The sequence below is a fragment of the Neobacillus sp. DHD-1R genome, from assembly GCF_057747995.1.
This window is the reverse complement of the sequence record NZ_CM173232.1, coordinates 2,117,844-2,141,930: the sequence shown is the minus strand read 5'-3', so window position 1 is coordinate 2,141,930 and position 24,087 is coordinate 2,117,844. Positions and strand designations below refer to the sequence as shown.

Genomic DNA, 24,087 nt, shown 5'->3' with positions numbered 1-24,087 from the left:
AATTGGATTTGAAAAAATAACATGAAATGGATTTGAATTGATGAAAAATAAGAAAAGAGTGTTAGCATTGCTTGGAGTTCTCGTAGTCCTTGGGTTCATTTATATGACGATTTTACAATCAAAGATTAGCCATTATAGTAAAATGGAAGTTCCGCAAAATGCGGACTATTTGATTGTCTTGGGGGCAAGGGTGAAAGGAACGGTTCCTTCATTGGCCTTTGCAAGCAGGATAAATGCAGCTGGTACCTATTTAAAGAAAAACAAGAATACAGTTGTTATTGCATCAGGTGGCCAAGGTCCTGGCGAGGACATCTCTGAAGCGGAATCTATTAAGAGAGAATTAGTGAGTCAAGGCATTAAAGAATCTCGCATTATTTTAGAGGATCGTTCCACTGATACATATGAAAATATTCACTTTTCTAAAAAGCTGATTCCGGCTAATGCTAAGCTCGGAGTAGTGGTAACGAATAATTTTCACCTCTATCGTGCCCTATCGATTGCTCGTGATCAGGGCTTAAATGTACAAGGACTCCCAGCGAAAACCCCTCGGATGGCTGTTATCAAATCATATACTCGTGAATATTTAGCGATTACAAAATATTATTTTAAAAAATATCTACTAAATTAATCATAAAGAAAACTCGACATTGTGGTCGAGTTTTCGTTTTTTATTTAAGAATTTATAAGTTTTGGCTTCGAAAATTGTCTAGCTCCAGCGCCCTAGCGGCTAGTGTCCTTCGCTCTCCGCCCTACGATAAGTCAACATCGAATCGCCTCCGGCTCTTCGTGTTTCCTTTATCTCAGTTGGAGCCTCCAGGCCATACACCGCTGACCAGGGCGCCTCCGCTTTTCATTATGATTGTACTTTTGCAAAAATACAGGTATCACGTATTTCTTTACCATCGGCAGAAATACTATCATTTTTTAAAATGCCTTCTAAGGTAAAACCTAATTTTTGCGGGATAGCACGGCTTTTGGTGTTGCTAGCATCACACCGAATCTCTACTCTTCTTGCTTTTAACTCTCTAAATGCAAATTCTGTTATAGCTTCAGCTGCTTCAGTGATGTAGCCATTTCCGCTATAACGAGTATCAATCCAATAACCAATTTCAACCTTTGGCACATCCCAGTTAATTCTATGCAATCCCGAGGAACCAATGAATTCCCCAGTCCCTTTTTTAAATACATGAAGTCTTAGGTCTTCTCTTGTTAAAAACTTCGCATGGGCATCGCGCATATTAGCTTCTACATCTTGTTCCGATTGCTCTCTATGAGCCCAAGGCATCCAAGCTTTCAATTCATTTAATGATGCCTGCATGGCGTCAAAGACCGCTTTTCCGTCACCAGGCATTGGCTTTCTAATTAACAATCTTTCCGTGTAAAACTCTTCAGGAAAATCTAGCAAGATTGGTTTCATAGGACTTCTTCCCCTTTCTGAAATTAAAGTATTCGATAAAAAATGTAGATTTCCTTTTTTCTTTGGGTTCGTCTAGAAAAAGATTGATTCGCGGATAAAAATATAAATTCGCGGATAAACCAGATACTTAAAAATGGGCAGTAAATATTCAACAAAAATACTAATAAAAAGACCCTTCCATATCGGAAGAGCCCTAATAAATCGGTATTTTTAGTAAGCTTTTGCCCAATAAACCATTTGTTTTGCGTCTTTTCCACAGCAAACACATTGCTCAGACAACTGTTCTTGCTCAAATGGCATACAGCGTGAAGTTGCACCTGTTTCTTCTTTGATTTTTTCTTCACAGGCTAGGTCACCACACCACATTGCCTTGATAAATCCAGGTTTCGCTTCCAGCGTTTCTTTTAATTCAGAAAGAGTTACCGCTACAGACGTTCTTTCTTCGCGATGCTTCAATGCTTTATTGTAAAGGTTTGTTTGAATATCATCCAATAATTCTATAAGCTTTGCTTCTAATTGCTCAAGAGGAACGATTACCTTCTCTAACGTATCCCTTCTTACCAATACAACTTGTTTGTTTTCAATGTCTTTTGGTCCAACTTCAAGACGAACAGGAATACCCTTCATTTCGTATTCATTGAACTTCCAGCCTGGCTTTTTATCACTTGCATCAATACCCACACGAGCCACTTGTCCTAGCGAATTTTTTAATTCATATGCAAAGTCTAGAACGCCTTCTTTGTGCTGTGCGATTGGAACAATCATCACCTGTGTAGGAGCTGCTTTTGGTGGAATCACTAGACCACGGTCATCCCCATGGACCATGATTAATGCACCAATAATTCTTGTCGTGAACCCCCAAGATGTTTGGTGTACATACTGCAGTTTTCCTTCTTTATCGGTGTACTGAATTCCAAATGCCTCGGCAAAGCCTGTGCCAAAGTGATGGGAAGTACCTGATTGCAATGCCTTTCCATCATGCATTAAGCTTTCAATCGTAAAGGTAGCTTTAGCTCCTGCAAACTTTTCTTTCTCAGTCTTTTGCCCTTTCACAACTGGAATAGCAAGAATCTCTTCACAAATGGAAGCATAAACATTAAGCATCTTAATTGTTTCTTCCATGGCTTCTTCATCAGTGGCATGAGCTGTATGACCTTCCTGCCATAAAAACTCTAATGTCCGTAGGAATGGACGAGTCGTTTTTTCCCAGCGAACCACGTTTGCCCATTGGTTATATAATTTTGGTAAATCACGATAGGAGTGAATGATATTACTATAATGCTCGCAGAATAACACCTCAGATGTTGGTCGAACGACCAATCTTTCTGCTAATGGTTCCGATCCTCCATGAGTAACCCAAGCAACTTCAGGAGCAAAGCCTTCAACATGATCTTTTTCCTTTTGCAGCAAGCTTTCAGGAATGAATAAAGGCATATAAACATTTTCATGTCCTGTTTCTTTAATGCGGCGATCCAATTCATTTTTAATATTATCCCAGAGGGCAAATCCATAAGGGCGGATAATCATTGAACCGCGAACACTTGAATAATCAATTAAATCAGCTTTTGTGACTACATCTGTATACCATTGGGCGAAGTCCTCGTCCATGCTAGTAACATCTTTTACAAATTCCTTTGCCATTTTTGACACCTCATTATTTTTTTTAAAAGAAAAGACTAAATTTTCATTTTGAGAATTAGCCAATTCCACCGCACAGCGGCGTATGGATTTCGCTTTTTTGAACATAAAAAGGCCTTGATCCTAACAAGGGACCAAGGCCTGGCGGTACCACCCTAAATTCATAAAGCAAATAGCTTTATACTCTCTCCATGATAACGGACTTTATCCGCATGTATCTTCAAAAATTAATCCGATACAGAACTCAGAGGCAGGTTCGAATGAACGTCTTAAGAAACCTCACACCAACTGGTTTCCTCTCTTAGTAAGACCCTTTCAATTTACTAATCCTCATCATAGTTTCAATAGTATTTTTGAAAATTATATATTTCCTAATAATAAATGTCAAATTTATTTTTATTTTGTATATTATGAAAAGGAAAAAATGAGGCATTCCACTTTATTCACAATGATAATTCAGGTAAAATGCGAGGTATATAAAAATTGGGGTGACCACTATGTTAGATAAAAAAGATGAGATTGAACAGGAGGAAGAGGAAAAAGATTTACTATTGGAATACATCAAATTACAAAATGAAGCCCTCAAAAGAATTTATAAAAATACGCTTGATAAATAAGAAAAGCGCAAGCGCCCTGTTCAGCGGCGTATGGCCTGGAGCGCTCCAACTGAGATAAAGGAAACACGAAGAGCCGGAGGCGATTCGATGTTGACTTATCGTAGGGCGGAAAGCGAAGGACACTAGCCGCTAGGGCGCTGGAGCTAGACAATTCTCGAAGTCAACACTTATAAATTCTGATATTAGAACAAAAGGATTAAACAGCCTTTTATAACCTCCATGACATGTCCACCACTCAATATTCATAAAATGTTCAAATAAATCACTAAAAATACAAATTTCTATTGGATATTTAAATTTATAATACTCATATGTTGTTTATTTCAAAAAGCCATATGGGGAGATTATTAGATGAGTATTTTTTCAATTATTTCAGCAGTTTTTGTTGCGATTGGCACTGGCTATTCTATTTTTCTTGAATACCGTCATAAAAACCTGTTGAATAACACTCCGGGAATCATGATCAGCATGGTTATTGCTGTGATAACCGGCTTACTAGCTGGCAGTATTATTGGTATTACTTCTGGTGAGACTTTTTTAGTCGTTGGTGTCAGCATGATTATCGGTTTTGTCATTGGTTTCTTAGCGGGTCATCCGATTGGTTTATTGGCAATATTAATGGGCTCTATTGCTGGTTTAATGGGTGGGATTAATGGGGCTATTCTTGGAGTTTTTCTTCAATTCATTAACCCAACGATATTACTCGGCATTTTACTAGGTTTTTATATTGTCATTATTGGATTTGTTATCATTTATATTCACGTTATGACGAACAAAAAATTCTCTATCGATACGCAAGAACTTTCACCTTTTGCCATTATCGCAGGAGGGCTTGTGCTCGTCTCCTTGTTTTTATTTATGTATAGCAGTAATATGGTGAAAATTCCCGGTCAAGATGAACCTGCTCAGGCACAAGCCCAACAAGGAACGAGCAATCAAAAAGTTACGAAAACAGAAGTCGATGTAACGAACCAAAGCACGCCAAAAGTAAAAATGCTTGTAACAGAAACAGGTTATACGCCAAATGTTATCAGGGTAAAAAAGGGAGTTCCCGTCGAATTGGAAATTAAAAATCCGTTAAAAGATAGTTGCTTATCTACCTTTATGATCCCCGATTTTAATATTAACAATGTTAACCTTAAAACTGGGACAACAACTCTCACCTTTACCCCTGATAAATCAGGTGAATATACCTTTAGCTGTGGAATGCAAATGTTTAAAGGAACGATTATTGTTGAATAAAAAAGGGTCTGCCCTCACGATTAGCACTCAATATATTGAGGTTGTGAGGGTTGACCCTTTGTTTTATGACATCTTCTTTTACATTAGCTTACAAATTCTGCTTGACGTTTTTTTCTTTTTCCCTCGGCACGTAGTACTTTGATGGATAAATAGATACCTGTCCCTGTTAAAGCAATCATCGCAATAGCAACGAGATCAATGAGCCACTTTACATTTGTGGTGCCAATTCTTCCTTCGTGAAGACCACGAATTGTACTCATAAACGACACTTGTCCCATCCCTTCCCCTCGGATTCCATCAGGAAAGTTTCGATTCCCGCTAAAGCCAGATGGTGGACCTTGGAATTGCCCATTTTCATTTGAGCCCGTTTGTCCCTGGGCCTGACCATTATTCTGGCGTTGCATTTGCCCAGAGGCTTGGCCAGAATCCGATGTCATACCTTGTCCTGCTTGTCCCTGATTAAATTGGCCACGGTTAAATTGGCCTGGTTGGAAATTGCCTTTACCGCCTTCAATTTGTGTTTGCCCGATTAACCACGGTTCATTCATTAATAGCCCTGTCATCGACTCCAAGAAGATAAAAATTGACGCAATTAAGCCGATCCATAAGTGTGCCTTTCGCGTTTTCTTCATTTCAGAATTCTCCCTTCAAAATTCATGATTCACAAAATGTGCTTATTCAATATGGATAAACACATTATGAAGGGGTTTCCTTAAGATTTTCTTAACTTATCATGAAGAAGTACCCTAATTTTTTTGTGCCTTGGGAAATATGATTTCAATTTTTGTTCCCTTGCCTAGGATACTATGAACCTTAGTTTTACCATGATGTTTTTCAATAATCCATTTTGCAATCGACAAGCCCAATCCGGTTCCTTCTGCAGCTGTCCTTGCCTTGTCACTCTGATAAAATCGATCAAAGATTTTTGGGATATCCTTTTCGGGGATGCCGATCCCGTTATCCTCTACCTGAAAGAAAATAGAGGAATGAGTTTGTGTGCAAGAAAGCAGAATCTCACCGCCCTCTTTTGTATACTTAATCGCGTTGTCTAATAGAATCACAATCAACTGGTGAATACGTTCTTTATCTGCCAAAAACTTTACTGGTTCTGGAGCTTTTAATCTAAGTGATTTTTCTTGATACATCGCAATTTCTTCATACTGTAGAATGATTTCTTTTAAAAGTTCATCCAATTGAAAGGAGGACTTTTTCATTTCAATTTGATTAGAATCAGATCTAGCAAGTGTCAATAAATTAGTAACGAGTTTGGAAAGTCGTCTTGATTCATTCGATATGGTTGAAATGTCGATTATTTTTTCCTGGACCGTTGCAGCTGGAGAACGAAACAGTATATCTGTCTTTGCCTGAATGACTGCTAACGGTGTTCTTAACTCATGCGATGCATCCGAAACAAACTCCTGCTGCTTCTGCCAAGCTTTTTTAATCGGTACTAAAGCCCTGCCGGCTAAAAAATAACCAGAGGCAATCGCGCAAATTATCCCGACCCCACAGCCAATTAACATAATTAACAAAAGCCGGTCTAATAATTCGTTCTCTGAATTTACATTACGAATAAATTGAACTGTTAATTTGCCAAATTGAGGATGCACTACCTCGAAGGCTACATATCTAAACGAATAGTTTTCTACATCAACATCCTGCAGGCTGTTTAATTTTTTCGGACGAATGAGTTTCTCATTATCTTGAAAAAGCTGTGAATCTCGGTTTCCTTCGGCTAACAGCTGCTTGTTTTCATCCCAGATTAATGTCACGATCCTTGGATCTCTGCGTTCGAACCTAGGGGCAACCACCCTATTATTTTGATGTAGATCGTCCGGATCTTTAGGCTGCTGTTGTAGATGCTCTGCAGAATCAAGTAAGGACTGGTTTACATCCTTATATAACCTATTTTCCGTATAAAAATAAACAATGCCGCCGAGTATGCTGATTAACACAATGACAACCAATGAATTTAATAATGTAAGTTTGATATGGGTTTGACGAAACATGAGGTGCTCCTATTCTTCATTCAGCATGTAGCCGACGCCGCGGATGGTTTTAATATCAGCATGGTAACCAAAAGGTTCTAGTTTTTTTCGTAGATGATGCATGAATACCTCTACGATTGCGACCGTCGTATCAGAGTCGAAGCCCCAAATACGATCATATATTTGCTCTTTCGTTAAAATTGCACCTTTGTTAGTAATCAAATACTCTAACAGTTCATATTGCTTGGCTGTAAGCTTTATCTGCTCGCCATCCACGATAATTTCCCGTTCTTTTCCTAATAACTCAATGCCTCGATATTGAATCGTTTGATTGGTTGTTAAGCTTCCACTTCTCCGCAATAATGCGCGAATTCTTGCCTTTAATTCGGCTGCTTGGAAAGGCTTAACTAAATAATCATCGCCACCGCTATCTAATCCCTTTACTCGATCTTCTAAGGAATCTCTAGCTGTAAGGAAGAGCACAGGTATTTTTAATCCTTCTTTCCTTATCGTCTGTAACACTTGGAAGCCATCAATCTCTGGAATCATGACATCTAAAACAATTGCATCATGAATATTTTGCATAGCTAAAAACAAGGCTTCTTCCCCATCCGATGCTTGGTCTATTTCGAATTCATCTGATAAAAGCTGAACTATGGATTCCAGCAAGGGAAGGTTATCCTCTACTACTAATAATCGCAACTCATTCTCTCCTCTTGAAAAGGGTATTCATTTCATTATATAGGAAACAAAGCGGCCGCAATAGTGCGGAGCCGCTAGATTTTCCCTTATTCGTATCGTAAGGCTTGGATAGGATTTAACTTCGATGCTTTATTGGCTGGAAATACGCCAAAAACAACTCCGACTACTAACGAGAACAAGAACGAAAATATCATAATGGACGAAGAGAAGGAAACGCTCAAATTAAATAGTGATGATACGAGCTGACCTATTCCCAATCCTGCTATTACCCCAATCATTCCTCCAACACCACTTAAAACGACTGCTTCAATCAAGAATTGTAAAAGCACATCTCGCCGTTTTGCACCGATTGCTTTCCGAATTCCGATTTCCTTCGTTCGTTCTGAAACAGATACGAGCATGATATTCATGATTCCGATGCCGCCCACGAGTAAGGAAATACTGGAAATTCCGCCTAACATCATCGTCATCGTATCGGAAACAGAACTCATGGTATCCATAATATCCTGCTGGTTCGTGACACTATAGGAATCACTCTTGTTTGGATAGAGGGAAGCCATCGCCATTTCAACCTCATTCATGACAAAATCCATTTGATCCTCACTTTTTCCTTGTAGATACACCTGATTTATCGTCGTGCTTTTTACTAAACGCTGACCAGTGCTGATTGGGACGATGACAACATTGTCTCCACTTTGCCCCAAAGAGCTCCCTTTAGAAGCCAAAACTCCTACCACTTTAAATGAAGTTCCCTCAATTTGCAGATATTGACCTACAGGGTTTTCTGCTCCAAAAAAGGCAGATGCCGTGTCAGAGCCAATTACGGCAATTTTTTGCCGATACTCGATATCAAGGTCAGTGATAAATCGCCCTGCACTTACCTTTGCATCACGGACGGTTGAATAAGCAGCATTGGTACCGGTTAAGCTAACTTGAGAGGAAGTTCGATCTTTTTTAACATTCACACGTCCCGAGACAACAGGTGACACTGCTTTGACCCCGTTTAACTCACTAAGCTTACTAATTTTATCCTCTGTTAAAGCTAAATCTGTGCCAAACGTATTAATGGTTAATAAATTTGTCCCCAACTGATTAATCTGGCTTGTCACATTTTTTGTAGATCCCTGGGCAATCGAGACTAAAATGATCACGGATGAAACTCCGATAATCATGCCCAGCATAGTTAAAGCAGACCTTAGTTTATTACTCTTGATACTTTTGAGTGCCATTTTAATAGATTGCAATATTCCCAATGAGTTCACCTCCATTTTCCTGTAATTGCCCATCTTGGATGGTGACCATTCGTTTTGCTTGTTTTGCAATGGCTAGATCATGAGTGATTAAAATAATGGTATGACCTAATTCATTCAATTGTTTCATCACTTGGAGAATTTCCTTACTCGTTTTGCTATCGAGAGCACCCGTCGGTTCATCAGCCAGGAGAATGGCCGGTTGACCCACAAGCGCTCTGGCAATGGCAACCCGTTGTTGTTGACCTCCTGATAGTTGCGAGGGTAAATGGCCTGCCCGTTCTTTCAAGCCAACCTTGCTTAAGCCCTCTATGGCCCTTTCACGGCGTTCTTTTGCCGGAACCCCTCTATATAACATAGGCAATTCTACGTTTTCTAAAGCAGATAATTTTGTTAACAGGTTAAAGTTTTGAAAAATAAATCCTATTTTTTGATTTCGGATGGTAGCTAATTGATTATCATTCATTTTCCCGATATCCTTACCATCCAATAAATAGGTACCAGATTGGGGTCTGTCCAAGCAGCCAATCATATTCATTAATGTCGATTTCCCTGAACCCGAGGGACCAATTATGGCCAAAAATTCACCTTGATCAATAGTTAAAGAAACATTATTTAACGCATTGACCGTTTCCCCACCAAGCTTATACGTTTTCATCAGATTACTAATTTGAATGATAGGATTGCCCATTAGTTTCCACTCCTCCCACCAAACTGACCTGCCCCGCCACTGCGGTTCATACCTCCAGCATTACTCATTCCGCCGAATCCGCCGCCAAAGCCTCCGCCTTGCATAGCTCTATTTTGATTATTGGCCGAAGTTGCTTTAGCTAATTGCGGTAATTGAACGGTTTCACCTTCTGAAAGACCCTCGGTAATTTCTACATAATCTTCATTTGCCAATCCTGTTTTTACTGTTTTTTGCTCGGTTCCTGCACTTTGATTTCCTGATTCGGAGGCAATGGTTAGGACATATTTTTCACCATTTGACGTATGAACAGCATCCAAGGGTACATAAAGGGCATCTTGTTTACTTGCAGTTAAAATGCTTGCCTCTACACTCATACCAACTTTAAGATTATCAGGTTTATCAATATGGATACTAACATCGAAGGTGGAAACTCCATTAGAGGATATCCCTTCTTTTGCCACAGACGTTACTTTTCCTGTAAAGGTTTGATCAGGGTATGCATTTACTTTTAGACTAACAGACTGACCTTCTTTTATTTTGGTAATATCGAGTTCATCGATTTGAACGACTGTTTGCAGGTCTTGATAGTTGGTTACATGACCGACCACTTGTCCAGAGGTAACCCGTTCGCCCCCGGCAACGGCAACAGTTGTAACAGTCCCATCTGCAGGTGCTGTAATCGGGTCACTGCCATCTGTAAAGGTAATCAATTCATCGCCCTCTTTAACCTGCTCCCCTGCCCCGACTAATACTTCGTCAATCTCATCGTTATTCATAATTGACTTAATATCTTCGCTGGTAACAGCCTGAACTGTTCCTGACCCACTGATTTTTACTTCTAACGTCCCTTTTTGAACAACTGAGGTCCGTACCTGTGCAGTGGTAGGTTGTGAACTCGTTTTTGCTGAATACCATTGGTATCCGACAAAACCAACTACTAGTACACCTACTGTTATTAAAATCCATTTTTTCATTTGGGCCTGCTCCTTTTCTTGCCTGAATGCATTTTCAGGACATGATAACTTATAGCGCAACCGGTAATTACTTTCACAGCCATTAACGCGCTTCATTTGGATAAGCTTATTATTAGGTTTGTTCCTTAACTTTTCCTTAAGGAAAGCATTGACGGTAAATCCCTCATGAATTATAGTTAAACACATGAATAGTTAAAGAGTTTAACTAATTTTACAAAGAAGGTGTAATTAAAATGGATAACCACATCATCCAAGATTTGATTAACCGTTATGTATCTGTATCTTTTCAGGTTCATAAAAAAGGCGAAGCATTAATTAAAGGGCAAATAAGTACCGAACTAACCAATGACCAGCACTACATATTGAGGTATATTTCACAGGCTGGAGAATGTACTTCATCAGAATTGGCCGATGCTTTTGAAGTGAATAAAAGCGCCATCACAGCTATTATCAATCGCATGGTCGACAGGAACCTCATTGAACGAACTCGAGATGAAAGCGACAGAAGAGTCGTTTACTTAACCTTAACAAAGGAAGGAAATATGCTTTTTCAAAATTGCCAAGAAAAAATCCGATTACTGGTAGAATCCATCATTACACAATTTGATGAAGCTGAAATTAAAAATTTTATCAATACGTACGAAAAGCTGGCTCTTATTTTAGACACCAAGAAAAAGGAAGAACAGGGGGAATAGTCGTATGAGAGCAATAATTAAAGGAAAGTGGTTTATCCTTATTGCCTGGATTGCTATTATAACGGCACTTTTTATGGTGGCTCCAAATATGGAAGCACTTGTACGGGAAAAAGGGCAAATTGCTGTTCCGGATGGCTATTCATCGACCATTGCGGAAAAGATTCTCACTGATGTTCAATCAAGCGAAAATAAAGGGAATCAATTGCAAACGGCTCTTGTCTTTCATAGGGATAAAAAGTTATCAAAGGCTGATTTTACCAATGCCGAAAAGGCGGTTACTCTGCTTGATAAAAATAAAGAGAAACTAGGAATCACAGAAATCCTCACCCATTTCACCCAGGAAGAACTGAAAGATCAGCTTGTTTCGAAAGATGGGAAAACGATTCTTGTCTCTATCAAGGTTTCGGCTAATGGCCGGGAAGCGAAGGAAATAACGGAAGAGTTGTACCAAAAAATTGATCACATCAAGCTGGATCATTATTACACCGGCAGCTGGGTAATTGGTGACGATCTGGTTACAAATTCTCAGGAAGGTCTGAAAAAAACGGAAGGAATAACTGTTGGTTTTATCTTAGTGGTCCTTCTTCTTGTGTTTAGATCGGCCATTGCACCGATCATTCCATTAGTGACAGTCGGCTTCAGTTATCTTACTGCCCAATCGATTGTTGGGTTATTGGTGGATCATGTGAATTTCCCTTTATCAACCTTTACGCAAATATTCTTAGTCGCAGTCCTTTTCGGAATTGGAACGGATTATTGTATTCTGCTGCTTAGCCGCTTTAAAGAAGAAATGGCTCGACATGAAAGTGTTACAGATGCCATTGTGGAAACCTACCGGACTGCAGGAAAAACCGTTTTCTTTAGCGGAATAGCGGTTATGATCGGTTTTGCTTCAATTGGATTTTCCACCTTTCAGCTATACAAATCGGCTGCAGCGGTTGCTGTTGGTGTGGCGATTCTGTTACTCGCCTTATTGACTGTAGTTCCATTTTTTATGGCTGTGCTGGGTAAAAAATTATTTTGGCCCTCCAAAGGCCAGCTCGAACATCGGGACAGTAAAATATGGGGCACGATGGGGAAATTTGCATTGGTACGGCCATTAATTGCCTTTATCCTGGTTGCACTCATTTGTGTGCCCTTCTTGTTTACCTATCAGGATCAATTATCGTTTAACTCTCTCGAAGAAATTAGTGATGACTTTCCTTCGATAAAAGGTTTCAATATTATCTCTGAATCATTTGGTCCTGGCGAATCAATGCCTACTCAAATAGTAATTAAAAATGATGATAAAATGAACACAACTGATTATATTGCATTAACTGAAAATATTAGTCAGGAACTAAGTAAAGTAAATAATGTAGAAACCGTTCGTTCAGTTACCCGCCCAACCGGCAAACCGATTGATGACTTTTATCTTTCCAAGCAAGTAGCAAGTCTTGGAGACGGACTAGGTCAAGGAAATGATGGCATTAAGAAAATTAGTGAAGGACTTTTAGATGCAAGCAGCCAGATGGCTGCTAATCAGCCGCAAATGCAGAAAGCAACAAATGGAATCAGCACATTAATTACAGGAACAGACAAAATAAAAACCGGTATGGGCTCCCTTCAGGATGGTCTAATCCAAATTGAGAATGGACTCAAAGATGGATCAATGGGTGCTACCGAGGCACGTAAAGGGTTAGAAGAAATAAAATCACAATCTGAAAAATTATTGGCAGGATACAAACAACTACTCCAGGGCTATCAAGATGCGAGTGTAGGAATTGGCACGCTTAAAGAACATTACGATGGGATTGCAGCGGGATTAAATCAACTACATCAAAGCCTAGCCAAAACAGATCAAGATTTTGCTAACTTAGAAAAAACATATATTGGTATCACTCAAGATGCAAGCTACCAAACTATTAAATTGACAGTTGCCGGTGCAATAGCTGCAACGGATGCTTCCATTCAAGATCCAAATGTATCATTGGCAGCAGGTTTAGCTACCTTGAATACTGGATTAAAAGGTGCACAAACGGGTCTTAATATTGCCAATAGCAACTTTGCAACAATGATTGCAGGCCAAGGGCAGCTTTTAGACGGAATGGGCAAACTGATAATAGGAATTAAACAGCTTGAAGATGGTTTATATAAGATGGAAGCCGGTCAAGGAGAAGCAATCGCTAACTTGCCAAAGTTTTCTGCAGGTTTAGATGGAATTAAAACTGGGCAGCAGCAACTCCTTACAGGTTTCCAGGACATGGGTAGTCAAATCACTCAGCTTTCAGACGGCTTAACCCAAAGTTCCGATGGTTTGCATCAAGTATCCCAAGGTCTTAATTCTGCCCAAAATTATCTTACAGATGTATCGAAGCAAAAACAGAATGGTTTTTATATTCCACAGGATGTGTTGGACAGCAAAGATTTTGAACAGGCACTCAATGCCTATATGTCAAAAGACCGCAAAGTCATGACAATTGATGTGGTCTTTAATAAAAACCCATACTCAAATGAAGCGATTAATCAGGTCCCTGAAATAAAGAAAGCTGTAAATAGAGCGATAAAGGATACTAAACTGGAAAATGCACAAGTAGCGATTGGCGGAGTATCCAGTATGCATCATGACCTTGATACGATCTCCAAAGCCGATTATTCACGTACAGTTGTTTTAATGCTGGTTGGGATTAGTATCATTCTAATCATTCTATTCCGTTCACTCATTATGCCACTTTATCTAATTGGTTCACTAATCTTAACTTACTTTACGTCCATGGCGATTTCGGAATCTATTTTTGTTAACTTGCTAGGTTATACCGGCATCAGTTGGGCTGTTCCGTTCTTTGCCTTTGTCATCCTAGTGGCACTCGGAATTGACTATAGTATATTCTTAATGGACCGATTCAACGAATACCGAAATTTACCGGTTCAACAAGCAATCTTACTATCTATGAAAAAAATGGGTACAGTCATTATTTCCGCTGCCGTTATCTTAGGCGGTACATTTGCGGCAATGATGCCATCAGGCGTTTTGTCCCTGTTAGAGATTGCTACCATACTTCTCATTGGTTTAGCCTTATATTCCCTTGTTGTCCTTCCCTTGTTTGTGCCTGTCATGGTAAAAACATTTGGTGAGGCCAACTGGTGGCCATTTAGAAAGAATAATGATGGTATGAATCATTCAAATCATTTTTAATGTTTAATAAGTATACGGGGCTAACTTAACCGAGTTAGTCTCGTCTTGTGTAAAACCCTTGATTAATTTGAAACTTTTTGATCTTTGATACGTACATTAAAAGTGTAGACAAAATACCATCACTACAAATTCAACTTGAAGTTTTTCCCTTTTTCAAAAATAGATTTATAATGTACATATGACAAAAATGATTGAGGAGTGAAAAGTGTGGGTGTTACTCTTAGCAAGGGGCAAAAGGTTGATTTAACGAAATCACACCCTGGTCTGCAAAATGTTGTGGTTGGACTGGGTTGGAACGTTAGCAACCTGGGCTCTAATTTTGACTTGGATGCCTCGGCTTTCTTATTAGGTGAAAGCGGCAAGGCAAACAGCGATCAAGATTTTGTTTTTTATAATAACCCTTCAGGTGGAAATGGCTCGATCATCTACAGCGGTGATAACCGCATCGGTTCAGGGGTCCGCGATGACGAGCAAATCCGGATTGATTTAAACAGAGTCCCTGCTCAGATTCACCGCATCGCCTTTACCATCACCATTCACGATGCACAGGTAAAACAACAAAATTTCGGACAAGTGTCAGATTCCTATGTCCGCATTTTTAATGAGATGACGAATGAGGAATTACTAAGATTTAATCTTGGCAGGGACTTTACGGTGGAAACAGCAATCGTTGCTGCCGAGTTATACCGCCATAACGGAGAATGGAAATTTAATGCGATCGCCAGCGGTTTTCAAGGTGGTTTAGCAGCATTATGCCGTAACTTTGGGATTACCGTTGACGACCCGCCAGTGAGCACACCGCCTCAACAGGCAAATTTCCAACAAAATAATGTGTTTCAACAAACTAATCCGACTCAACCAAATTCTTATCAACAAACCCAAACAAGCTACAATCCATACCAACAAAATCAGACTAACCAGCATGCAGCCCAACAGCCTGTCCATCTTCAACCGGATTCGTCTTACCGGCCGCCTGCCTATGGGTATCCAGCGCAGTCGACCTACCCACCAGCTTCAAATGCTCATCAAACCTATGGTGGAGATGATATAATTTGTCCACGCTGCCATTCTTCAAATGTCAGTACAGGAAAAAAAGGTTTCGGGCTTGGTAAAGCTGCGATTGGCGGGTTAATTTTGGGACCGGTTGGTTTGCTTGGTGGGTTTATTGGAAAAAACCAGCTAAAGTTCAATTGTAATAGCTGTGGAAATTCATGGTCCCCTTCGCAAACGGATTATGCGGAATGGGCAAACACGCAAAAAAGAAAAGCTCAGGACTTATTCAATCGCTACAAAAGTCAGGATGTTTTGGAAGCGGTCGTGGCAGCCTGTGCTTTAGTGGCCATGGCTGATGGTTACTTAGACGCTTCTGAGCGCCAAAAAATGACCGAATTTGTTCAACAAAGTGATGAATTGCGTGTATTTGATACAAATAAAGTCCTGCAAAAGTTCAATCTCTTCGTTTCAAGAATAGAAAATGATCGGATGACGGGGCGTGCCGAAGCCTTTCGAGCACTTGGAAAAATTAGAACGAAGCCTGAAATTGCACGACTAGTAGCCCGTTACTGCATCGCGATTGGCTATGCTGATGGGAATTTTGATAATAATGAAAAGCAAATGGTTGCCGACATATGCCGTGAGCTCGGTTTAAATCCTGCAGAGTTTTTATCTTAATAATAAAGAGAGGATGTCACAAATTGGGTCTGACCCTTTGTGGCATCCTCTTTCCTTTTTAAATCATCCATACACGTTTATTTTCAACGCGTTTTGTTAAACCCTTTGCATCCAATCTTTCTAAAAACGGAATCATATATTTCCTTGATAGGTCAAGAACGTCCTTAGCTTCGCCGACTTCAAATTCTTGTCCTGTTTGGGATTGAAGTTTTTCAACCGCTTCCTTGAATACTGCTCCATGATAGGCAAAATGATCATCCAATGGAACGAGTAAATTTTGATCTTCCAAAAATCTTCTAAGATCAAATTCAATTGCTTCTGGTATGCCGGCACTGGAAAAATAGTCCTTTAAATAGCGTACTTTTAATCCGTCCTTCTTCAATTCCTGAAGAAGATTCTCAGTCCGCTTTGCCCAACTTTTCGGAACATGAGGGACAAAGGCTGCCAGGGAAACAAATTGTTCTTTTCGTTTAAAGATGCCATTTGCTATACCATTTTCCACTACAAAATCAAGCAAGGATTTTGGAAACCTTTTTTGCAGTGATTGTAAAAGCTCCGCTTTATTTACCCCGGTCTTCATGGGATAGGCTTGATGAAATTCCTGTAATCTATCAAAAATGTCCTCTTCAATGGAATGGATGATTAACTGTAATGTATACTCTTTTCCATTGTATAAAACAAATTCTTCCTCGATTAAATGCTCAATTAATGTGACTTCATCAAGTGCAGTCCGCTTGATCATTTCATTTAGAGGCAGGCTTTTTGCTTCTACTAAAGCCGCCGTGATTCGCTCCTTCGGTGTGCCCGCTTTTTTCTTCTCAAGTTCTTCAATGGTTTGGTCACCAAAGCGATATTTATTTCCACGCGGGTCAATGACCCAGCCGCCGCCAATGGTCTCTTGCGGACTTGGTCTGCGTAAAATAAAGCGGTCACCGCGTTTTGTTAGAATTTCTTCCTCCAGACGAAGCTGACACAAAATTTCGCCATTTTCTTCCTTAATCTCATTGCGGTCAAAGAAAACGATTCTACCCATTACCTCTGCGGTACCAAGATGAAGCTTAATCGGCATCCGCTGTTTAACCAGATGTTCCAAATCCTCGACGACACGAATAGCCACATCAACTGTTTTCGACACGATAAAATGTTCGGATGATACGAGCACATCCCCTCGCTCTACCTCTTCCTTTGTTACATTTGAAAGGTTGATGGCCGTCCGCTGGCCAGCAAATGCCTTACTGGCTGCCTTATGATGCACCTGAATCTGCCTTGCTCTTACTTCTAGGCCTTTTGGCATAATTTTAAGTGTTTGTCCTTCTTCCACGGTTCCTTCATAAACAGTCCCACGAACTACTGTACCTTGACCCTTGACCGTAAAGACTTGATCAATCGGCAGACGGAAGGCCCCTTTTGCATCCCGCATTTCTTGTTCCTTTAGCATTCTTATTATTAATTCTTTTATTTGTTCGATTCCTTTATTGGATAAACTATCAATAAGGACAAAAGGAGCGTCCGCAAAAACAGTATCCGTAAGCTCTTCTAAAATATCATCTTTGACAAGCTCAATAAATTCTTCGTCAACACGATCAATTTTGGAAATGGCTACTACCCCATTTTTTATACCCAAGAATTTTAAAATATCGAGATGTTCCCTGGTTTGAGGCATAACCCCTTCATCTGCAGCGACAACAAGCACAACTAAATCAATTCCAGCCACCCCGGCAATCATCTGTCTGATAAAGCGCTCATGTCCAGGAACATCTATCACGGATATTTGTATTTCCTCGTCTTCATATAATGGCGCAAAACCAAGTTCAATGGAAATTTGCCGTTCTTTCTCCTCTTTTAAACGGTCGGTATCGACATTGGTAAGTGCTTTCGTTAAAGATGTTTTCCCGTGATCAATATGACCAGCCATCCCAATTGTAAAATATCTTTTTTCCAAGATTACCACCTTCTTAATCGTTCTTCCATTCTACTGTAGCCTTTATAGGATAATTGTTCAAGCGAACATTTTTAGACAGAATGATAGGAATTACCCCGACCGATTGATCAATAAAAAAAATATATATTTTTGAGGCAAAAACCTACACAAATATTCCGAAATTTATTATAATGAATATATAAATTTTGCACTCATGCAACATTTGTTCATTAGAGAACAAACCTTGCATTTACGAAAAACAAATAGGAAAGGTTGGTGTCTTATGAGTCAAACAAATTCACTCGCAGTTGAAAGGGCTCGAGCAGCGGAACAACGAACGGTTTCTGCCGCAAGAGATGCCATTAATGGAAAAGTAACAGGTTTTCGGGCATTATTGCCGTTTATAGGTCCTGCATTTATCGCATCGATCGCATATATTGATCCAGGAAATTTTGCAACAAATATTCAAAGTGGTGCCCGTTTTGGCTATAAAATGCTTTGGGTAATCGTTTTAGCCAATTTAATGGCTATGCTCCTGCAAAACATGTCAGCTAAGATTGGAATCGCTACCGGAAAAAGTTTACCTGAACTTTGCCGAGAATATATGCCTAAATGGCTTACAAATATTATGTGGGTCGTTTCTGAGCTTGCCGCAATGGCAACGGACCTTGCTGAATTTTTAGGCGCAACATTAGCCTTAAATTTACTAGCCGGTATTCCGATGCTGTTTGCTACCATTATTACTGGTGTGGTCACCTATTTAATCTTAATGCTTGAAAAATTCGGATTTCGCCCTTTAGAGAAATTTATCGCAGCCTTTGCCTTGCTAATCGGATTATGTTATTTGGTCGAAACCATTCTATCAAAACCAGATTTTGCCCAAATTGCTTATCATAGTGTTGTTCCATGGCTTGGTAATAGTGAAAGTATGATGTTAGCCGTTGGAGTCATTGGAGCTACCGTTATGCCCCATGCAATTTATTTACACTCAAGCTTAACGCAACATCGAATTGTCCCTAGAAATGATATGGAAAAAATAAAAATTCAAAAATTTAGCACAAAAGAGATTATGATCGCCATGACACTTGCCGGCTTCGTTAATCTAGCGATGATGTATATGGCCGCGTCTGTTTTTCATTCATCTGGTCAAAGTCAAATTGCTGATCTTACAACTGCTTATCATACCTTAACACCACTGCTTGGTGCGGCTGCAGCCAGTGTTTTCTTAATCTCCCTGCTTGCTTCAGGGATTTCAAGTTCTGTAGTGGGTACAATGGCAGGGCAAGTTATCATGCAAGGGTTTGTGGGCTTCACGATTCCATTATGGATTCGCCGTTTAGTGACGATGCTGCCAACCGTCATTATCGTTGCCATCGGCGTGGATCCTACCCAAACGTTGATTATCAGCCAAGTCGTGCTAAGTATCGTATTACCGTTTCCGATTATTGCCTTGATTTATTTCACTCAAAAGAAAGAATTAATGGGCGTGCTCACCAATAAACGAATTACAACCGTTCTTTCCAGCCTATTTGCGCTAATCATCCTTGGTTTAAATATTTGGATGGTCTTGCAAATGTTTATTGGGTGAATCCGGACTCTTTATAGTAAAAATAGGAAAACACCATCCGATCATAGATGGTGTTTTTTGTTGGTCAAAGCGTCGGATCTTCTCGCCCTTCCTTTTTCAAACTGACTAATATAAAAACCTGGTACCACCTCAAGATCACTTACAAATTTAAACCCATTTTTCAAATATAAGTTTTTCGCGGGTGGATTGTCTTTTCCCGTTGAAACCTTAATAATAAGCAAATTTTGATTACAGTTCTCTACGTGTGATATCAATTTTTGCGCAATTCCTTTTCGGAAAAAGTCTGGATGGACAACCATTCTGCAAATGGTCAGCACCTCGTCATCAATTGTATAGGAAATGGCTCCAGCAAGTTTATCACTCTCAAAATATCCTAGAAATGTTTCCTCACATTCCTTTAAATCATTCATAGTTTCTTTTAGAGGTGGGATTTCGAAAAAATTTATCATTTTTGCCTCAATTAGATAGGAAGACCTTTGCAATTCAAATAATTCTTTTACTATTTTCTCATTAAGCAAATCAAGTTTTTTTATCAATGCTGTAATTCCCCTCTTATTTAATTCTCTTTTCTTCTCCCCTATCTTACTTTTAAAACATTTAAAGATCCCCCACTTGGTGAGGGATTTATTTTTCAAGCAACTTTAATTGCTTTTCCAAATGGAACCCGCGGTAAAAATTGACCTGGGACTAACCAAAATAATTCATAATCTATCTTTTCCATTTCATCAGAAAAAAAGCCGGTTACATCAGTAATATAAAACAGCGTGTCGATATTTTCTTCTTTTGCCCACTCCAGCACTAATGTATAGGAAGACTTCCCATGGGTTTGGTATTTAATCGTATCACTTTTTATAGGGGAAATACTTCTAATTTTAAAATCTGCCTGAACTAAAATCGTATCTGGTTTCAATTGTTCAAACAGTTTAACTATGTTATTAATAAGAATTCCTGGTGCTTCATTTGTGGAAGTATCCACAGCTAAGGCAACCTTCTTATCCTGCCGCTGCTGAATCATGGAGAGTATCGTTTTGTGCCATTTCAACTCCATCAACCCCTTTGTTTTAATAAGTGAACCATCTTATTTTGGGTTAATTGGAATGAGTTTATGATTGGATAATAGCGGGAAAATATTGACCGTACACTTGGGTAAGACTATCCTTGTAGATAAGCAAAGAGTGAATATTTCAGTGTGAATTTAATCCTGGTTTTTATGATTAAATTCGCTCTTTTCCTTTAAGTATTCTCTTTCGCATTTTAACAATTTGTAGGAAATAACGTTTCCCTCGGTTTTTTTCTTTTCGATCACTTCCCATTTAAAATTATTAAGTTTTAAATGGACGGCTACATTCCAGTTATCTGGCTGCTTATAAAGCAAATAAGCTTCAGATGGTTTAATAAACAATGTCGGTTTACCTCGAGAAGCTACAACAAATTGTGAATGTAAAGTCTGATAATTCTCATCCAATTCTTTTCCACCATAAATAAGGTGGGCAGCATCTAAATCCCTGTCGGTGACTTCAATGTAGTTTTGATCATCAATGTTCAATTCTAGGCTAGCAATTATATCTTTCATAAGTGCGTTATTATATTGGATATCTCGATTTCTCATATTTTCAAGGCATTCTGTGGATAACCTCGGTAGTTCCTTTGCCTGACCCTTTAAGGGAAAATTGCAAAGTGTGAAGAGTACACAACAAATTATATTGATTACAAGTTTATTCATAAAATAATCACCCCTAACATGTTTTACCATATTATTCAGCAATAGGGGTAGATCTATACTTTTGTCTACCCTTCCAAATGTTTAATTATTTTAGCAGGATTTCCGCCGACGATCACATGATCAGGAACATCTTTTGTAACAACCGCACCCGATGCAATGATCACATTATTTCCGATAGTAACCCCAGGATTAATAACAGCTTTGCCGCCAATCCAAACATCATTACCAATATGTACGGGAGCTCCAAATTCAATTCCAGATATTCTCTCGGCTCTATTAATCGGATGTGCTGCTGTATAAATATGGACGCCCGGTGCAATTAAACAATTGTCCCCTATCTGAATCTCACAAACATCAAGAAAAACACAATCAAAATTTGCATAAAAGTTTTCCCCAACGTGAATGTTGTAACCATAATCACAACGAAAATTTGGCTCTATGTAAAAATTTTCGCCTGTTGAACCAATTAGCTCTTTTAGAAGTTCCCTTCGTTTACTTCCTTCCGTTTCTATTGTTTGATTGTATAACCTTGTTAGCCTTCGTGCATGTTCACGTTCAGTTACGAGTTGGGGGTCGGCTGCAAGATAATGCTCACCATTTATCATTTTCTCTTTCTCTGTTTTCATAACATGCTTACCTCCTCAAGTATTCTTCCATATATTATAAGTAAAAAAGCAACATTTGTATGTGAATCATGCTATAATTTTAAATAATTGATTTTTCTGAAAATACATAAAATAGAGAATTCCCAACTGATTTTTACGAAAAGGAGGCAATAATTTGAAGTACGACGTAATTGTGGTTGGAGCTGGACTGGCTGGTTTAGTAGCAACTGCCGAACTCGCAGATGCAGGTAAAAAGGTACTCCTTTTAGATCAAGAGCCTGAAGCATCTCTTGGCGGCCAGGCATGGTGGTCGTTTGGCGGTTTATTTCTAGTGGATTCACCTGAGCAACGAAGAATGGGCATCAAGGATTCACGTGAGCTCGCATGGCAGGATTGGTTAGGAGCAGCAGGCTATGACCGCGAAGACGATGAGGATTATTGGGGGAAAAAGTGGGCAGAGGCATATGTTGATTTTGCTGCAGCCGAAAAACGCAAATGGCTTTTTGAAATGGGTGTTCGTTTTTTCCCTGTTGTAGGTTGGGCTGAGCGTGGTGGATATACCGCAGAAGGTCATGGCAACTCCGTACCTCGGTTTCACATCGTCTGGGGAACTGGCCCGGGTCTAATTAAGCCTTTTGAGGAAAGAGTTCGCCCAGCAATCGGAAAAGGTCTCGTTGATTATCGTCCGCGTCATCGGGTAAATGAATTAGTAACAGAAAAAGGGGCTGTTATTGGAACCCGTGGTAATATTCTCGTCCCGAGTTCCGCTGCACGCGGAGAAGCAAGTTCCCGTGAAGTAAATGGGGATTTTGAATTCCAAGCCCACGCTGTAATGGTGACTAGCGGCGGGATTGGTGGAAACCATGATTTAATAAGGAAAAACTGGCCCGCCCGGCTTGGTGGAGCACCTAAAAATATGATTTCCGGGGTGCCTGAACACGTCGATGGACGAATGCTTGCGATTACCGAAAATGCTGGTGGTCGAATTGTGAATCGAGATCGGATGTGGCATTATACCGAGGGGATTAAAAACTGGAATCCAGTTTGGCCCATGCATGGAATCCGTATTCTCCCTGGTCCGTCCTCTCTTTGGCTTGATGCAAAAGGAAAACGTTTTCCGACGCCGAATTTCCCAGGTTTTGATACTCTAGGCACTCTTGAGGCCATTATGAAATCAGGCTACGATTATTCTTGGTTTATCTTAACGCAGAAAATCATTGAAAAAGAGTTTGCCTTATCTGGCTCCGAGCAAAATCCTGATTTGACAGGGAAAAGTATTAAAAAGGTATTAGCACGTGTTCTGCCCGGCCCTACCGCTCCAGTAAAGGCTTTTATGGACAAGGGTGAGGATTTTGTTATTGCGAATACACTTGCAGAACTTGTTGCTGGGATGAATAAACTAAGTGGTGACAATTTGTTAAATCTTGAGGAAATCGAGCGTCAGGTTTTAGCAAGAGACAGGGAACTCGATAATAAGTTTACAAAGGACCTTCAAATTACTGCAATGCGTGGCGCCCGTCAATATCTTGGTGACAAACTGATAAGAGTAGCTCCTCCTCATAAAATCCTTGATCCAAAAATGGGGCCTCTCATCGCTGTTCGTTTAAATATACTTAGTCGAAAAACGCTCGGCGGGCTGCAAACGGATTTATCAGGGAGAGTATTAGATTCAGCAGGTAATCCAGTCCCAGGACTCTATGCTGCCGGTGAGGTTGCTGGATTTGGCGGCGGCGGAATCCATGGGTACCGCTCATTAGAAGGGACATTTGTCGGTGGCTGTCTGTTCACAGGGAGACAAGCTGGTCGGGCACTTGCTAAGGAATTAACAAACTAATTTTTTTGTGACCTTTGTTTATCTTTTTTGGGGGTATACAGGCACAATTATTATTTTTTTGACCGTCTGACTTTTTTTATCTGTGGTACGGCACAATTATATTTTTTTGTGTCCGTTAGGCTTTTTTTATCCTTAGTACGAGCACAATTATATCTTTTTGTGACCGTCTGGCTTTTTTTATCCTTGGTACGGGCACAATTATATCTTTTTGTGACCGTCTGGCTTCTTTTATCCTTGGTACGGGCACAATTATATCTTTTTGTGACCGTCTGGCTTTTTTTATCTGGGCTACGGGCACAATAAATCAAAAAAAAGGCAGTGTAATTTCACTAAAAATTGAAATCACACTGCCTTAT

At 39.7% G+C, this 24,087-nt stretch carries 20 protein-coding genes and 1 other annotated feature; of the genes, 7 read left to right on the top strand and 13 right to left on the bottom strand.

Translation table 11 applies throughout. The features are described 5' to 3' along the window. The first annotated feature begins 40 nt into the window (after positions 1-40). Positions 41-628 (top strand): YdcF family protein, encoded by a 588-nt coding sequence (locus tag AC3ANL_RS10265; RefSeq protein WP_488329111.1) that lies wholly within the window; start codon positions 41-43, stop codon positions 626-628. A 225-nt stretch (positions 629-853) separates the two neighbouring features. Here AC3ANL_RS10265 and AC3ANL_RS10260 read toward each other — a convergent pair whose 3' ends face one another. After that, positions 854-1,417 carry a GNAT family N-acetyltransferase gene (locus AC3ANL_RS10260; protein WP_488329110.1) on the bottom strand — a complete coding sequence of 188 codons (564 nt, stop codon included), beginning with the start codon at positions 1,415-1,417 and terminating at the stop codon, positions 854-856. A gap of 210 nt (positions 1,418-1,627) precedes the next feature. Then, positions 1,628-3,058, bottom strand: a complete 1,431-nt coding sequence (proS, locus tag AC3ANL_RS10255; RefSeq protein ID WP_488329109.1) for a proline--tRNA ligase — start codon at positions 3,056-3,058, stop codon at positions 1,628-1,630. Positions 3,059-3,181: 123 nt separating this feature from the next. Then, positions 3,182-3,401, bottom strand: a binding site (T-box leader). A 622-nt stretch (positions 3,402-4,023) separates the two neighbouring features. Here proS and AC3ANL_RS10250 point away from each other — a divergent pair. Next, entirely contained in the window at positions 4,024-4,914 is an 891-nt protein-coding gene (locus tag AC3ANL_RS10250) for a cupredoxin domain-containing protein (protein ID WP_488329108.1), read from the top strand. An 83-nt stretch (positions 4,915-4,997) separates the two neighbouring features. Here the strand turns inward: AC3ANL_RS10250 and AC3ANL_RS10245 are convergent, their stop codons facing one another. The 6 genes from AC3ANL_RS10245 to AC3ANL_RS10220 all read right to left on the bottom strand — a co-directional run bounded on the left by AC3ANL_RS10245 (position 4,998) and on the right by AC3ANL_RS10220 (position 10,519). Beyond that, entirely contained in the window at positions 4,998-5,546 is a 549-nt protein-coding gene (locus AC3ANL_RS10245; protein WP_488329107.1) for a PepSY-associated TM helix domain-containing protein, read from the bottom strand. Between the two features lie 114 nt (positions 5,547-5,660). After that, the gene (locus AC3ANL_RS10240) at positions 5,661-6,923 is read right to left on the bottom strand and encodes a sensor histidine kinase (protein WP_488329106.1); all 1,263 of its coding nucleotides are present in this window, start codon (positions 6,921-6,923) and stop codon (positions 5,661-5,663) included. Between the two features lie 9 nt (positions 6,924-6,932). After that, complete coding sequence (locus AC3ANL_RS10235) at positions 6,933-7,604, bottom strand: response regulator transcription factor (RefSeq protein ID WP_488329105.1); 672 nt, start codon at positions 7,602-7,604, stop codon at positions 6,933-6,935. Between the two features lie 86 nt (positions 7,605-7,690). Further along, positions 7,691-8,857, bottom strand: coding sequence for an ABC transporter permease (locus AC3ANL_RS10230; protein WP_488329104.1), 1,167 nt, complete (start codon positions 8,855-8,857; stop codon positions 7,691-7,693). After that, positions 8,835-9,545, bottom strand: a complete 711-nt coding sequence (locus AC3ANL_RS10225; RefSeq protein WP_488329103.1) for an ABC transporter ATP-binding protein — start codon at positions 9,543-9,545, stop codon at positions 8,835-8,837. The genes AC3ANL_RS10230 and AC3ANL_RS10225 overlap by 23 nt, the downstream gene beginning before the upstream one ends. After that, the gene (locus tag AC3ANL_RS10220) at positions 9,545-10,519 is read right to left on the bottom strand and encodes an efflux RND transporter periplasmic adaptor subunit (RefSeq protein ID WP_488329102.1); all 975 of its coding nucleotides are present in this window, start codon (positions 10,517-10,519) and stop codon (positions 9,545-9,547) included. Before AC3ANL_RS10220 ends, AC3ANL_RS10225 begins: the two co-directional genes overlap by 1 nt. 233 nt (positions 10,520-10,752) lie before the next feature. On the opposite strand from AC3ANL_RS10220, the gene AC3ANL_RS10215 reads away from it, so the two are divergent. The 3 genes from AC3ANL_RS10215 (at position 10,753) to AC3ANL_RS10205 (ending at position 16,060) form a co-directional block, all read left to right on the top strand. Further along, the gene (locus AC3ANL_RS10215) at positions 10,753-11,214 is read left to right on the top strand and encodes a MarR family winged helix-turn-helix transcriptional regulator (RefSeq protein ID WP_488329101.1); all 462 of its coding nucleotides are present in this window, start codon (positions 10,753-10,755) and stop codon (positions 11,212-11,214) included. A 4-nt stretch (positions 11,215-11,218) separates the two neighbouring features. Further along, on the top strand, positions 11,219-14,389 hold the full coding sequence (locus AC3ANL_RS10210) for an MMPL family transporter (RefSeq protein ID WP_488329100.1): 3,171 nt from the start codon (positions 11,219-11,221) through the stop codon (positions 14,387-14,389). 207 nt (positions 14,390-14,596) lie between these two features. After that, entirely contained in the window at positions 14,597-16,060 is a 1,464-nt protein-coding gene (locus AC3ANL_RS10205) for a TerD family protein (RefSeq protein ID WP_488329099.1), read from the top strand. A gap of 58 nt (positions 16,061-16,118) precedes the next feature. Here the strand turns inward: AC3ANL_RS10205 and selB are convergent, their stop codons facing one another. Continuing rightward, positions 16,119-18,002 carry a selenocysteine-specific translation elongation factor gene (gene selB / locus AC3ANL_RS10200; protein WP_488329098.1) on the bottom strand — a complete coding sequence of 628 codons (1,884 nt, stop codon included), beginning with the start codon at positions 18,000-18,002 and terminating at the stop codon, positions 16,119-16,121. 262 nt (positions 18,003-18,264) lie between these two features. On the opposite strand from selB, the gene AC3ANL_RS10195 reads away from it, so the two are divergent. Beyond that, a complete protein-coding gene (locus AC3ANL_RS10195) occupies positions 18,265-19,569 on the top strand; it encodes an Nramp family divalent metal transporter (RefSeq protein WP_488329097.1) in 1,305 nt (434 codons plus the stop codon). 41 nt (positions 19,570-19,610) lie between these two features. On the opposite strand, the gene AC3ANL_RS10190 is transcribed toward AC3ANL_RS10195, so the two are convergent. From AC3ANL_RS10190 to AC3ANL_RS10175, 4 genes are all read right to left on the bottom strand, one after another. Continuing rightward, positions 19,611-20,105, bottom strand: a complete 495-nt coding sequence (locus tag AC3ANL_RS10190; RefSeq protein ID WP_488329096.1) for a GNAT family N-acetyltransferase — start codon at positions 20,103-20,105, stop codon at positions 19,611-19,613. 95 nt (positions 20,106-20,200) lie between these two features. Next, complete coding sequence (locus tag AC3ANL_RS10185; RefSeq protein WP_488329095.1) at positions 20,201-20,611, bottom strand: vWA domain-containing protein; 411 nt, start codon at positions 20,609-20,611, stop codon at positions 20,201-20,203. 153 nt (positions 20,612-20,764) lie between these two features. Further along, positions 20,765-21,292, bottom strand: coding sequence for a hypothetical protein (locus AC3ANL_RS10180; RefSeq protein WP_488329094.1), 528 nt, complete (start codon positions 21,290-21,292; stop codon positions 20,765-20,767). Between the two features lie 65 nt (positions 21,293-21,357). After that, entirely contained in the window at positions 21,358-21,918 is a 561-nt protein-coding gene (locus tag AC3ANL_RS10175; RefSeq protein WP_488329093.1) for a sugar O-acetyltransferase, read from the bottom strand. A gap of 154 nt (positions 21,919-22,072) precedes the next feature. Between AC3ANL_RS10175 and AC3ANL_RS10170 the strand changes: the two genes are divergently transcribed. Further along, positions 22,073-23,731 carry an FAD-binding dehydrogenase gene (locus AC3ANL_RS10170; RefSeq protein ID WP_488329092.1) on the top strand — a complete coding sequence of 553 codons (1,659 nt, stop codon included), beginning with the start codon at positions 22,073-22,075 and terminating at the stop codon, positions 23,729-23,731. Positions 23,732-24,087 lie beyond the last annotated feature (356 nt).